Annotated in this window: 13 protein-coding genes; 3 read left to right on the top strand and 10 right to left on the bottom strand. The window is 62.7% G+C overall.

Translation table 11 applies throughout. From position 1 onward, the window contains the following. Positions 1 to 11 precede the first annotated feature (11 nt). The 4 genes from ACJRPG_RS14630 to ugpQ all read right to left on the bottom strand — a co-directional run bounded on the left by ACJRPG_RS14630 (position 12) and on the right by ugpQ (position 4840). The gene (locus tag ACJRPG_RS14630) at positions 12 to 761 is read right to left on the bottom strand and encodes an electron transfer flavoprotein subunit beta/FixA family protein (RefSeq protein ID WP_408000820.1); all 750 of its coding nucleotides are present in this window, start codon (positions 759 to 761) and stop codon (positions 12 to 14) included. A 181-nt stretch (positions 762 to 942) separates the two neighbouring features. Then, positions 943 to 1170: a sulfurtransferase TusA family protein gene (locus ACJRPG_RS14625; RefSeq protein WP_408001087.1), complete on the bottom strand. Its 228-nt coding sequence runs from the start codon at positions 1168 to 1170 to the stop codon at positions 943 to 945. Positions 1171 to 1369: 199 nt separating this feature from the next. Further along, positions 1370 to 3979 carry an alanine--tRNA ligase gene (gene alaS / locus ACJRPG_RS14620; protein WP_408000819.1) on the bottom strand — a complete coding sequence of 870 codons (2610 nt, stop codon included), beginning with the start codon at positions 3977 to 3979 and terminating at the stop codon, positions 1370 to 1372. A gap of 84 nt (positions 3980 to 4063) precedes the next feature. After that, positions 4064 to 4840: a glycerophosphodiester phosphodiesterase gene (gene ugpQ / locus ACJRPG_RS14615; RefSeq protein ID WP_408000818.1), complete on the bottom strand. Its 777-nt coding sequence runs from the start codon at positions 4838 to 4840 to the stop codon at positions 4064 to 4066. 61 nt (positions 4841 to 4901) lie between these two features. Here ugpQ and ACJRPG_RS14610 point away from each other — a divergent pair, with 61 nt between their 5' ends. Beyond that, complete coding sequence (locus ACJRPG_RS14610) at positions 4902 to 6140, top strand: CaiB/BaiF CoA transferase family protein (RefSeq protein WP_408000817.1); 1239 nt, start codon at positions 4902 to 4904, stop codon at positions 6138 to 6140. 76 nt (positions 6141 to 6216) lie between these two features. On the opposite strand, the gene ACJRPG_RS14605 is transcribed toward ACJRPG_RS14610, so the two are convergent. Together ACJRPG_RS14605 and ACJRPG_RS14600 are read right to left on the bottom strand one after the other, a co-directional pair. Continuing rightward, positions 6217 to 6543 (bottom strand): hypothetical protein, encoded by a 327-nt coding sequence (locus ACJRPG_RS14605; protein WP_408000816.1) that lies wholly within the window; start codon positions 6541 to 6543, stop codon positions 6217 to 6219. Between the two features lie 100 nt (positions 6544 to 6643). Beyond that, positions 6644 to 7858 (bottom strand): MFS transporter, encoded by a 1215-nt coding sequence (locus ACJRPG_RS14600; protein WP_408000815.1) that lies wholly within the window; start codon positions 7856 to 7858, stop codon positions 6644 to 6646. Positions 7859 to 7955: 97 nt separating this feature from the next. Between ACJRPG_RS14600 and ACJRPG_RS14595 the strand changes: the two genes are divergently transcribed. Continuing rightward, on the top strand, positions 7956 to 8870 hold the full coding sequence (locus tag ACJRPG_RS14595; RefSeq protein WP_408000814.1) for a LysR family transcriptional regulator: 915 nt from the start codon (positions 7956 to 7958) through the stop codon (positions 8868 to 8870). A 33-nt stretch (positions 8871 to 8903) separates the two neighbouring features. Here ACJRPG_RS14595 and ACJRPG_RS14590 read toward each other — a convergent pair whose 3' ends face one another. From ACJRPG_RS14590 to ACJRPG_RS14575, 4 genes are read right to left on the bottom strand one after another with little or no spacing between them, the layout of a single operon-like run. After that, on the bottom strand, positions 8904 to 9776 hold the full coding sequence (locus ACJRPG_RS14590) for a hypothetical protein (protein ID WP_408000813.1): 873 nt from the start codon (positions 9774 to 9776) through the stop codon (positions 8904 to 8906). Further along, positions 9776 to 10552: a hypothetical protein gene (locus tag ACJRPG_RS14585; protein WP_408000812.1), complete on the bottom strand. Its 777-nt coding sequence runs from the start codon at positions 10550 to 10552 to the stop codon at positions 9776 to 9778. The genes ACJRPG_RS14590 and ACJRPG_RS14585 overlap by 1 nt, the downstream gene beginning before the upstream one ends. Next, positions 10552 to 11055: a hypothetical protein gene (locus ACJRPG_RS14580; protein ID WP_408000811.1), complete on the bottom strand. Its 504-nt coding sequence runs from the start codon at positions 11053 to 11055 to the stop codon at positions 10552 to 10554. The genes ACJRPG_RS14585 and ACJRPG_RS14580 overlap by 1 nt, the downstream gene beginning before the upstream one ends. Before the next feature lie 20 nt (positions 11056 to 11075). Then, positions 11076 to 11369: a DnaJ domain-containing protein gene (locus tag ACJRPG_RS14575; RefSeq protein ID WP_408000810.1), complete on the bottom strand. Its 294-nt coding sequence runs from the start codon at positions 11367 to 11369 to the stop codon at positions 11076 to 11078. Between the two features lie 98 nt (positions 11370 to 11467). Here ACJRPG_RS14575 and ACJRPG_RS14570 point away from each other — a divergent pair. Next, positions 11468 to 13182: glutamine--tRNA ligase/YqeY domain fusion protein (locus ACJRPG_RS14570; RefSeq protein ID WP_408000809.1), on the top strand; the 1715-nt coding region annotated here is incomplete at its 3' end.

The raw sequence follows: 13182 nt of genomic DNA, 5'->3' as shown, positions 1-13182 counted from the left end.
GTGTATTCCTCTTAGATGACTTTAGCTTCAGTGCGCAGTTTCGACACCAGGGTTGCCACGTCCGGCACCTTGATACCAGCGGAACGCTTGGCAGGCTCCACGACCTTCAGCGTTTTCAGGCGCGGCGTTACGTCCACGCCCAGGTCTTCCGGTTTCACGGTTTCCAGCGGCTTCTTCTTCGCCTTCATGATGTTCGGCAGCGTCACATAGCGCGGCTCGTTCAGGCGCAGGTCGGTGGTGACGATGGCAGGCAGCGTCAGGGCGATGGTTTCCAGGCCGCCGTCCACTTCGCGGGTCACGGTGGCCTTGCCGTCTTCCAGCACCACTTTCGAGGCGAAGGTCGCTTGCGGCCAGCCCAGCAGCGCAGCCAGCATCTGGCCGGTCTGGTTCGAATCGTCGTCAATCGCCTGCTTGCCCAGGATGATCAGCTGCGGCTGTTCCTTGTCGGCCAGCGCCTTCAGCAGCTTGGCCACGGCCAGCGGCTCCAGTTCGGTGGCGGTTTCCACCAGGATGCCGCGGTCGGCGCCGATGGCCATGCCGGTGCGCAGGGTTTCCTGGCACTGGGCCACGCCGCAGGAAACAGCGACCACTTCAGTTACCTTGCCCGCTTCCTTGAGGCGGGTAGCCTCTTCCAGAGCGATCTCGTCGAACGGGTTCATCGACATTTTGACGTTGGCGATATCGACGCCAGTGCCGTCGGACTTCACGCGCACTTTGACGTTGTAGTCAACTACACGCTTGACAGGTACCAGGACTTTCATGGGTGTGCCTTTGGAAAAGTGGGTATAAATTGTGGGCTAGATTATAAGAGACTTTCTAGCCCAGCACCAAATTAAAGCACGATCGTGCGATTATTGCCTAGTGCACGTGCTCTAAAAAGTTTGGGGACAGGTCCCTGAGCTGGAAACTGTCCCCAAAACGCGGCCAAAAAGCCTGAATATCTTACTTGCGCTGCATCAAAAACGTGAATTCACGGCCTTGCTGCACGTGCGAGAGCAGCGGGTTGCCGGTCTGTTTGGCAAAAGCCTGGAAGTCGCGCACGGAACCCGGATCGGTTGCCATGATGCGCAGCACCTGGCCGCTCTCCAGTTCAGCCAGCGCTTTCTTCGCTTTCAGGATCGGCAGCGGGCAATTGAGGCCCCGCGCATCGAGTTCCTTATGAAATTCCATAATTTCGGTTTCGAGTAGTGTGTCGCTCATTCAAATTCTCACCAATTATTGTGCTGAGTCTCGACATACTACTCCAATTCGTGCAGCTTGACGCGGTGCACCAAAATTGTTCATGTTGCGTTGCAACTTAGCAACGAGAACTGCAGCGCCAGCAAGGTCCGCGTAAGCAAACGCGGACCCGCAGGCTCATCTTTCCCTGTTACAGCTTGGCTTCCACCCATGCTGCAACGCCGTCCAGCGCCGCCGGCAGGGCTGCCGGATTGGTGCCGCCGGCCTGCGCCATATCGGGGCGTCCGCCGCCTTTACCGCCCACTTGTTGTGCAACGAAGTTCACCAGCTCGCCCGCTTTGACCTTGCCGATGGAGTCCTGGGTCACGCCCGCGATCAGGCTGACTTTGCCGTCCGCCACGCTGGCCAGCACGATGGCGGCCGACTTCAGCTTGTCCTTCAGCTTGTCCATCGTTTCGCGCAGGGCTGCCACGTCGGCGCCTTCCATGGTCGCAGCCAGCACCTTGATGCCCTTGATGTCCACGGCCCTGGTTGCCAGCTCATCGCCCTGGCCGGAAGCCAGCTTCGATTTCAGCGCGTTCAGTTCCTTTTCCAGCGCCTTCACCTGGTCCTGCACCTGCGAGATGCGGGAAGTGATTTCTTCCGGCGTCGCCTTCAGCGCGGCGGCGGCTTCGTTCAGGCGGCGCGTCATGCCCTGCACCAGCGCCAGCGCGCCCTCGCCCGTCACGGCTTCGATACGGCGGATACCCGCCGCCACGCCGCCTTCGGACACGATCTTGAACAGGCCGATATCGCCGGTGCGGTTCACGTGCACGCCGCCGCACAGCTCTTTGGAAGAGCCGATGTCCAGCACGCGCACTTCATCGCCGTACTTCTCGCCGAACAGCGCCATGGCGCCATGCTTCACCGCGTCGTCGAAGGACATATGCTGCGCCTTCGTGGCGTGGTTTTCCAGGATCTCCTTGTTGACGATGGCTTCGATCTGCGCGATCTGTTCCGCCGTCACCGGGGCATTGTGGCTGAAGTCGAAACGGGTCTTGTCCGGATCAACCAGCGAGCCTTTCTGCGCCACATGGCCGCCCAGCACTTCGCGCAGGGCCTTGTGCATCAGGTGGGTGGCGGAGTGGTTGCGGATGGTGCGGCCGCGCTTCTCCGTATCCACTTGCGCGGACACGGCATCGCCCACCTTCAGCGTGCCTTGCGCCAGCACGCCGTGCTGGCCGAACACGTCGGCCTGGATCTTCAGCGTGTCTTCCACGTTGAACTTGGCGGAGGCGGACTGGATCACGCCCTGGTCGCCCACCTGGCCGCCGGATTCGGCGTAGAACGGGGTGGTGTCCAGCACCACGATGCCGTTGTCGCCTGCTTTCAGTTCCTGCACCGGCGCGCCATCCTTGTACAGCGCGATCACTTTGGAATCGAAGGCCAGCTGGTCGTAACCGACGAAGCTGGTCTTGGCGCCGCTGTATTCCACATTGGCGGCCATCTTGAACTTGCCTGCTGCGCGGGCGGTCTTCTTCTGGTTTTCCATGGCTTCGTTGAAGCCTGCTTCATCCAGCGTGATGCCGCGCTCGCGGCAGATGTCCGCGGTCAGGTCCAGCGGGAAGCCATAGGTGTCGTACAGCGTGAAGGCGGTGGCGCCGTCCAGGTTCTTCGCATCCTTGGCCAGCTGCGCTTCCAGGATCTTCATGCCGTTTTCCAGCGTTTCGCCGAAGCGCTCTTCTTCCGTCTTCAGCACTTGCTGGACATAAGCCAGTTTCTCGGCCAGTTCAGGATAGGCAGTGCCCATCTCGATATTCAGGTCGGCAGCCAGCTTGTAGAAGAATGGCTTGGTCTGGCCCAGCTTGTGGCCGTGGCGCAGCGCGCGGCGGATGATGCGGCGCAGGACGTAGCCGTGACCTTCGGACGAAGGAATGATGCCGTCCACGATCAGGAAGGAAGCGGCGCGGATATGGTCCGCGATCACGCGCAGCGACTTGTTTTCCAGGTCGGTGGCGCCGGTTTCGCGGGCAGCGGCCTTGATCAGGTTCTGGAACAGGTCGATCTCGTAGTTGCTGTGCACGTGCTGCAGCACGGCGGCCAGGCGTTCCATGCCCATGCCGGTATCGACGCAAGGCTTGGGCAGCTTGTTCATATTGCCCGCTTCATCGCGGTTGAACTGCATGAACACCAGGTTCCAGATTTCGATGAAACGGTCGCCGTCTTCCTCAGGCGAACCCGGAGGACCACCCCAGATTTCCGGGCCGTGGTCGTAGAAGATCTCGGTGCAAGGACCGCATGGGCCCACATCGGCCATCTGCCAGAAGTTATCCGAAGCGTAGCGCGAACCCTTGTTGTCGCCGATGCGGATGATGCGCTCTTTCGGCACGCCGATTTCATTGGCCCAGATATCGTAGGCCTCGTCATCTTCCTGGTAGACGGTCACGGTCAGCTTTTCGGCCGGCAGCATGTAGACCTTGGTCAGCAGCTCCCAGGCGTACTGGATGGCATCGCGCTTGAAATAGTCGCCGAAGCTGAAGTTGCCCAGCATTTCGAAGAAAGTATGGTGACGCGCGGTATAGCCCACGTTTTCCAGGTCATTATGCTTGCCGCCGGCGCGCACGCAGCGCTGCACGGAGGTCGCGCGCGAGTAAGGACGCGTATCGAGGCCGAGGAAAACATCCTTGAACTGCACCATGCCGGAGTTCGTGAGCAGCATGGTCGGGTCATTGCCAGGCACCAGCGGGCTGGAACGGACGATCGTGTGACCCTTGGATTCGAAGAACTTCAGGAACTTCTCGCGGATTTCAGATGATTTCATGTCAGATAGGCTAAAAGGCGCTGGCAAATGTATGCAAAACGCTGATTATACGTGATCCGTATACGGCGGCTACAGGGCCGCCGCTCAGGCAAATGCGGGGCCGATCAGGTCGATGCGGTCAGTGCAGAAGGCGTCCACGCCCCAGGAGAGCAGCGTGCGGGCGTGCTCCGGATCGTTGACGGTATAGCAAAAGAGGCCGAAACCGGCATCCTTGATGGCCTTGGCCATGACGGGGGTAAGGTGTTTCTGGTTGGTGTGGATGGCGACAGCGCCCAGCTCGCGCGCCTGCCCCTCCCAGTCATCCGGAATCTTATCAAGCAGATAAGCCCGTGGGATTTGAGGCGCCGCATCCCTCGCCGCCGCCAGCGCCTCGAAGCTGAACGAACTCAGCAGTGGTACGGCCGAGCCCGTGTCCACCTCGGGGTCAGACCCCAAGGTGGACGGGTACGGCCGCCCGGCGAGCTCAGCTGTCTTGCGCGCTACCCAGTCGCCGGTGGCGGCGTCATGGCCGGGCGCGGGCTTGATCTCGATGTTCATCCAGATCCGGTTGGCGCGGCAGAACTCGAAGAACTCAGTGAACAGCGGCACCCGCTCGCCGGCAAACTGCGGGCCGAACCAGCTGCCCGCATCCATCGCCTGCAATGCTGCCGCCGTGGTGGACGCCACGCTGCCCCGCCCTGCCACCGTGCGGCCGAAATCGGGATCGTGCATGATCACGCCGATCCCGTCCTGCGACAGCATGACGTCAAACTCCACGGCATGGAAACCGTGGGCCAGGCCGGCGCGCAGGCCGGCAATGGTGTTCTCTGGCGCGAGCTTGCCGCCGCCGCGGTGCGCAATGATTCGGGGATAGGGCCACATGCACGAAACACTATCACGGCTGGATGCGTTAAGCTATCGCTCCTTAGAACAAGGAGACAATATGAGCAGTGCCCCATCCGCCAAAGCCCTCGGCCATATCCGCGTCCTCGACCTGTCGCGCGTGCTGGCCGGGCCGTGGTGCTCGCAGAACCTGGCGGACCTCGGCGCGGACGTCATCAAGATCGAACGTCCCGGCACCGGCGACGACACGCGCGCCTGGGGCCCGCCGTATGCAAAGGACGCGCAAGGCGCGGACACCACCGAAGCGGCCTACTACCTCGCGGCCAACCGCGGCAAGCGCTCGGTCACGGTCGATATTTCGACGCCGGAAGGCCAGCAGATCATCCGCGAGCTGGCCAAGCATTCGGATGTGGTCCTCGAGAACTACAAGGTCGGGCAGCTCAAGCGCTACGGCCTCGATTACGAATCGCTGAAGGCGGTGAAGCCGGACCTGGTGTACTGCTCGGTGACGGGCTTCGGGCAGGATGGTCCTTACGCGCACCGCGCGGGCTACGACTTCCTGATCCAGGGCATGGGCGGGCTGATGTCCGTAACCGGCGAGCGCGACGACCTGCCGGGCGGCGGCCCGCAGAAAGCCGGAGTGGCGCTGTGCGACCTGATGACGGGTATGTACTCCACCATCGCCATTCTCGCCGCGCTCACGCACCGCGACCGCACGGGCGAAGGCCAGTACATCGACATGGCGCTGCTCGACGTGCAGGTGGCGATGCTGGCGAATATGGGCAGCAACTATCTCCACAGCGGCAAGGCGCCCAAGCGCTGGGGCAATGCGCATCCCAACATCGTGCCCTACCAGACCTTCCAGTGCTCGGATGGCTACATCATCGTCGCCACCGGCAATGACGGACAGTATGTGAAGTTCGTGGAAGCCGGCGGCAGGCCGGAGCTGGCGAGCGATCCGCGCTTCGTGACGAATCCCCTGCGCGTGCAGAACCGCGATGTGCTGGTGCCGATCCTTGCAGAGATGGTGCTCACCAAAACACGCGACGAATGGATTGCGCAGCTGGAAGCGGTCGGCGTTCCATGCGGCCCGATCAACGACATCGGCGACGTGTACCGCAACGAGCAGGTGCAGGCGCGCGAGATGGTGGTCTCGGTGCCGCACCCAACGTCGGGCAGCATGAAGCTGGTGCGCAGCCCGATGCGCCTCTCCGCGACGCCGACTGACGCCAGCACCGCCCCCCCCACGCTGGGCCAGCACACCGACACCATCCTGCGCGAGCTCCTCGGCCACAGCGACGCCGACATCGCCGCCCTCCGCACCCGCGGCATCCTGTAACAGCAGCCGAGCCCGTACTGACACCCTGGGGTCAGGCACTCCGTGTCAGTGACAGCCGGTGCCTGACCCCATGGTGTCAGTGGAGGTGCGACTTGAAGTCGGCGAGTTCGTTGTGCATGTGGTTGACGGCGGCTTTCATTTGCGGGGTCAGCGGCAGGCCGCTGGCGCAGACGCGGCGGGCGCGGGCACCGAGGACTTCCATATCGTCGATCAGTTTAACGATGCGCGTGGGATCGCGCAGCGCCAGCACTTCCACGATGCTGTCGGATTGACGGTCGAGCCGCTGGATGTAGTCGCGCAGTTCGCCCGGCAGGTTGCGTTCCGCCGATAAGGCTTGCGCCGCTTGTCCTACCGCCAGCTGCACACTGCTGAGCCTGCGCCTGATCTCCTGTTCCTGTAGCATGTTCGCCTCCTGTGGTGAGCGGCATCCCAATGGATGCCCACCACTTCGGACAGCAGCCGTGACCGCCCGTTCCTCAGCCGCAGCCCGCGTTTGATCGGGCTCAAGCAGCTGCGCTCAGCGCCACCGGCGGCGCGCTGAGCGGCATCAGGGTACGCAGGCGCAATGCGATCATGAGTCCGGCGCCGAGCAGGCTGCCCAGCAAGGCCACCACACCCGGCCAGCCGCCATGCGACCACACATAGCCGCACAGCCAGCCGATTACGCTGGAACCCAGGTAGTAGGAGAACAGGTAGAGCGCGGACGCCAGCGCTTTCGGCGCCCGCGCGCGGCGCCCCACCCAGCTGCTGGCCACCGAGTGCGAGGCGAAGAAGCCGAAAGTGAACAGCGCCATGCCGATCAGGATGAACGGCAGCGAATTTACCAGCGTCAGCAGCAGACCTGCGAGCATGACGGTCAGCATTACCCACAGCACGCTGCGCCGCCCCAGCCGGTCGGCCAGTTTGCCCGCGTACACCGAGCTGAAGATGCCAATCAGGTAGAGCACCGAGATGCCACCCACTACGCTTTGCGACAGCGAGAACGGCGCCGCCAGCAGACGGTAGCTGATGTAGCTGTACAGGCTGATGAAGCAGCCGACAAGAATGAAGGCCAGCGCGAACAGCCACGGCAGGCCGTCGTCGCGGAAGTGCTGCAGCGCTCCCTGCTTCAGCGCCGCCATGCCGCCGCTGCCGGGACGGAAATTGCGCGAAGGAGGCAGGCTGCGCCAGAACTCCAGCGCAGCGAACACACCCGCCGCGCCGATTGCCAGCGTCGCCACGCGCCATGACATATGGTCGCTGAGCACCGAAGTCATCAGGCGCCCCAGCATGCCGCCGAAGGCGCTGCCGCTGACGTAGAGGCCCATCGACAACCCTAGCGATTGCGGTTCGATTTCCTCGGCCAGGTAGGCCATCGCCACCGCCGGCATGCCGCCCAGCGCGAAGCCGAGCGCGGCGCGTGCCAGCAGCAATTGCGGATAGCTGTGCGAGAACGCCGATACCAGGGTCATCAGGGCGGCGATGGCGAGCGCAGTCACCATCAGCGGCTTACGGCCCATGCGGTCCGAAATAATGCTCGACAACACCAGCGATATCGCCAGTGCACCCGTCGCAATCGACAGCGACAGGCTGCTCTGCGCCGGCGTCAGGGCGAACTCCTGCGACAGCAGCGGCATCAGTGGCTGCACGCAGTACAACAGTGCGAAACAGGAGAAACCGCCGAAGAACAGTGCGCGGTTGGTGCGCTTGAATTCCGGTGTGCCGGCAACGATGGACATGGTGAGCACCTGCAAAACTTCGATGAGGCCATCTTATGATTGCACAGTATTACTGTCCAATATATATTTATGGCATTACTAATATTTAAAAACGATAATGGAACTCCGACACCTGCGCTATTTCGTTGCCGTTGCCGAGGAGCTGAGCTTCACGCGGGCGGCCGAGCGCCTGCATATCGGGCAGCCTCCGCTGAGCCAGCAAATCCAGGCGCTGGAGGCGGAAATTGGCGCCCAGCTGCTGGAACGCAGCAAGCGCTGGGTGCGGCTCACGGAAGCGGGCAAGCTGTTCCTGAATGACGCAAGGCGCGTGCTGGCACTGTCGGAACAGGCCAAGCTGACTGCGCAGCGTGCGCAGCGGGGCGAAAGCGGCGAGCTGCGGGTTGGCTTCACGTTCTCCACGCCGTTCACGCCGCTGTTTGCGCAGGTGATCCGGCGCTATCGGCAGCAGTATCCGGGCGTTGTGTTTACCTTGCATGAGCTCGCTACCCTGCCGCAGTTGGCGGCACTGGAAGCACGCGAGCTCGACCTGGGTTTCGTGCGGACGGTGGCCACGGCGCTGCCGGAGTCAGTCAGGCTGACCGAGCTCAGGCAGGATCCGCTGGTGCTGGTGCTGCCGTCGGACTCACCTTTGGTGCGCAAGAAGAAGGTGCCGGTGAAAGATCTCGAAGGCTTGCCCTTCGTGATGTATCCCAAGGATGCGGGCACGGGTATTTATCCGCAGATTTTCCGCCTGTGCCGGGCGGCGGGTTTTTCACCGCAGATTGCGATGGAGGCTGGGGAAGCGTCCACCATCATTGGCCTGGTCGCGGCGGGATGCGGGGTGACGGTGTTGCCGAATTCCTTCAACAACATTCATATGGAAGGCGTGGTCTACAGGGAGCTGGATGACCCGGGCGCCACCACGTCGCTGCTGCTCGCGCAGCGGGCCGATGACAGCAGTCCGCTGGTAGAAGCCTTCGTCGCCTTAGCCAAGGGAAATGTTGCTCAAAAAATGGGGACAGACCCGGATTAAAATAATCCGGGTCTGTCCCCAATTAAAAAGCAATTAATCGTAGTCGGCGTCGAGTTCGGAGCCGGCGTAGTTTTCGAGCTCGGCGAACAGGGTCTTCATGGCCTTGCGCGTGGGGATGCTTTGCAGGACCGTGCAGCTGCGGCGATACAGGTCGATGCGGTTCAGCAGCACTGGATGGTGCTGCTCCGGCACTGCGGCCACCAGCGCTTCCCAGCCAGCCTCGTAATCCGGCTTGGCCTTGCGTACCGCCTTCACGAAGCGCTCGAATTCCTTCTGCCCCGTGCGTGCGACGATCTTGCCCTTGCCTTCGACGGCGAAAATAATCGCCAGCGCAATCACGCCTTCCGCATTCAGGTCGGCATCCTTGATCGGGCCTTCCGTGTTGTGGCGGCGCAGCCAGTTGGCAAGCCGCACAATCGCCTGCACCTCCTGGCGCTGCTTGAGCTGCGCGGCGAAACGCACCGGACCATCCCAGTTCTGCGCAGCGTCGGTCAGGCACAGCTCGAAGAACAGGTCGCGCAGGCGGCGCTGGGCATACACAGGATCGCTGTCGTATTCGCCGATCAGCGAGTCTTCCGGCATCTGCGACAGCTCCTTCAGCTGGCGGAAGCCGGCCTGGAACGCCGCTTCGGCGCCGTTATCGACCAGGATGTCCAGCGCCAGCTCGTCGCTGTCCACCGCCAGCAGGTGCTCCAGGCCCAGCGACACGCAGCCCACCGTCAGGTTCACGGCTTTCTGGATGCCTTCGGCCGTGCGGTTGTTGGTGAACTTGTCCGCCACCATCGCAGTGATGCCGGACAGCTCGTCGGCCAGGATCACGGCCGCGTCCTCCGCATGATCGCCCGGCAGCAGGCGGATGGCGCGCGTCAGGCGCGGCAGGTTCTCTTTGACTAAGGCAATCTGCATCAGTTGAAGATCCCCGTGCCCATGCTGCGGCGCGTGCTGCGCGTGGTGGTCGAGCGCGTGCTTGGCACCTGCTTGCGCAGGCGGTACAGCAGCTCCTTGGTGGAGCGCTGCAGGAATTGCGGCTCCTCGTCGGGATCGTCGCTGAACTCGGCGTCCGCCAGGTCCGCGCTGTGGCGGAAGTCCGGAAACAGCTCGAACAGCGCGCGGTCCCAGCCGTCCTCGCTGGCCTGGGCCAGCGCCACGGCCAGCGGCACGATATCGTTGTCGGACGAAGTCTGGCCCGTGATGTACGGGCCCTTCGAGATGATCTCGCCCGCCACTTCCAGGATCTCTTTCGGCGCCATCGAGAACAGGATGGCGAAGGCGGTGCAGCCCCAATCCGTGGCCGACGCTTCGGCCAGCAGCTCGTGGCGGCGCTCTTCGTCTTCGGTGCCGAACACCACGCCATGGATGTGGGCGAACAGCGATTCCGCGATGCGCTCGGGATCGTCTTCGATCAGGTCATCCGGCCAGGTCGCCGCGATATAGGCCAGGCTTTCGGCCCAGGCCTTCGGCGGCACCAGCAGGGTGGCCAGCGACAGCTTGCCGCCGTCGAAGCCTGCCATGTGCAGCGCGGTCACGTGCGGCGGAATATTCTGCAGCACTTCGGCCACGGCCAGGTCGCCGTGCTGTTCGGCCGCTTCCGCGAAGGCCTGCTCGGCGTGGCTCAGCGAGCCGGCCAGCACCAGTTCCGTCACTTGCTTGCTGATGGCGGGCAGATTTTTATTATCGGACATTACTGCTCTCCTTCCTGATCGAACATCTGGGCGAAATCGTCGCTGACCACGCCCTCTTCCTCATCGTCGTCGCCTTCATCGCCTTCGGCCAGCTGGTCGAGCGAGGTATCGTCCTCATCCCAGGCGCGCGGATGCTTGTGCAGGAAGGCCGTGATGATGGCCTGGCGGCCGAGTTCGGGATGGTTCTCTTCGAGCGCGGCCAGCATCTCGGCGGCCACGCCGTCCGGGCATTTCGCCGCGCCGAACACGCGCGCGGCGTCGCCGTATTCAAAGTCCTGCGCTTCGGCCAGGATGGCTTTGTTGTCCGTGAACTCGATCACGTCCACCAGCGCGAAGGCCATCATGTTCAGGTCATCGATGCCGCCGCCCGCGGCGTAATCGGCCATCAGGGCGTCCAGCATCTTCTGGTAGTTCTTGCGGTCAGGCGGATCGCCGAGGATGCCCTCGATCTGGTCGGCGAGCTCGCGCGACTGGTAGGCGAACTCCGGGTGTACTCTTCTCATTGCTTAACTCTCTTGATTCTTCAGGCGGCGGGAATGGTCACGCCCTGCATGGCGAACACGGAACGCCACAGCTGGTACGCCTCCGCTTCCGGGTCGATGATGATGCGGTGGTTCAGGCTCTGGTTGTATTCTTCGCGCTTGACGGGGTCGGACAGCACTTCGTAGGCCTTCACGATGGCCTTGAAACGCGCGTCGGCGCCCGGTTCCTGGTTACGGTCCGGGTGAAAGCGCATGGCGAGGGAGCGGTAGACCTTCTTGATCTCGTCCTCGCTGGCGTTGGGCGCGATGCCCAGCACATTGTATAAATTGTCCATAGCCCGAATTATCCTATAGAAAAGCACTGGCCGTCCCGCCGCGAGGCCTCCTGTACGGTAAAATGGGCGCTATTCGACTCTTTTTCCGTACTTTTTAGATGAGCAACGACAAAAACAGCACTGCCCACGCCCCTGCACCGAATTTCCTGCGCAATATCGTCGAAAGCGACCTGGCCAGCGGTAAGCACCAGCGTGAAGGCCTGCCGCCCGTCATCACCCGCTTCCCGCCGGAGCCGAACGGCTACCTGCACGTGGGCCATGCAAAATCGATTTACGTGAATTTCGGCCTGGCGCGCGACTATAACGGCCGCTGCCACATGCGTTTCGACGACACCAATCCGGCGAAGGAAGAGCAGGAATACGTCGATTCCATCCTGGACAGCGTGAAGTGGCTGGGCTTCGACTGGGAACACAAAGGCCCGGTCGGCGCCGGCAACCACCTGTACTACGCGAGTGACTATTTCGACAAGCTGTACGAAATGGCCGAATACCTGATCAGCAAGGGCCTGGCCTACGTCGACTCGCAGAGCGCGGAGGACATGGCGGCGAACCGCGGCAATTTCAGTACGCCGGGCACCAATTCGCCCTTCCGCAACCGCCCGGTGGAAGAGTCGCTGCAGATCTTCCGCGACATGAAGGCCGGCAAATACAAGGACGGCGAACACGTCGTGCGCGCGAAGATGAGCGAAGATGCGATGTCTTCGCCGATCATGACCAACCGCGACCCGGCCATCTACCGCATCCGCCACGCGCACCACCACCGTACCGGCGACGCATGGTGCATCTACCCGATGTACGACTACACGCACCCGATTTCGGATGCGCTGGAAAACATCACACATTCCGTCTGCACGCTGGAGTTCCAGGACCACCGCCCCTTCTACGACTGGCTGCTGGAAGTGCTGTCGGAAGGCGGTTTCTTCAAGAAGCCGGTGCCGAACCAGTATGAATTCGCCCGCCTGAACCTGACCTACATCGTCACCTCCAAGCGCAAGCTGCGCCAGATGGTGGAAGAAGGCATCGTGGACGGCTGGGACGACCCGCGCCTGCCGACCATCGCCGGCATGCGCCGCCGCGGCTTCACGCCGGAAGGCATCCAGCTGATGTGCGAGCGCACCGGTGTCACCAAGTCCGACGGGTGGATCGACTACGGCGTGCTGGAAGGCGCCGTGCGTGAAGACCTGGACCCGAAAGCGCCGCGCGCGATCGCCGTGCTGAAGCCGCTCAAGCTCATCATCGACAACTTCGACGCCAACGACAGCGTGGAATGCAGCTCGCCGGTGCACCCGCACCATCCGGAGCTGGGCCACCGCACTTTCCCGTTCACGCGCGAGTTGTGGATCGAGGAAGAAGACTTCATGGAAGTGCCGACGAAGGGCTACTTCCGCTTCTACCCGCCGGTGGACGGCCAGCCGGGCAACCGCGTGCGCCTGAAATACGGCTTCGTGGTCGAGTGCACGGGCTACGACAAGGATGAGAACGGCAAGGTGGTGGCGGTGCACTGCAACTACTTCCCCGATTCCAAGTCGGGCACGGACGGCGCCAACAACTACAAGGTGAAAGGCACGATCCACTGGGTCTCGGCCGCCGCCGCGCTGGAAGCCGAAGTGCGCCTCTACGACCGCCTGTTCACGGATGCAATGCCGGACTCGGGTGGCAAGGACTTCAAGGAGTTCCTGAACCCGAAGGCGAAAGAAGTCATCACCGCCTATCTGGAGCCAAGCCTGAAGAACGCCAAGCCGGAAGAACGCTTCCAGTTCGAACGCCACGGCTACTTCGTCGCCGACCGCGTCGACAGCCAGCCGGGCAAGCC

The sequence above is a fragment of the Pseudoduganella rhizocola genome (assembly GCF_045984285.3).
Lineage (GTDB): Bacteria > Pseudomonadota > Gammaproteobacteria > Burkholderiales > Burkholderiaceae_D > Rugamonas.
This window is presented reverse-complemented; position numbering and strand designations above follow the sequence as displayed.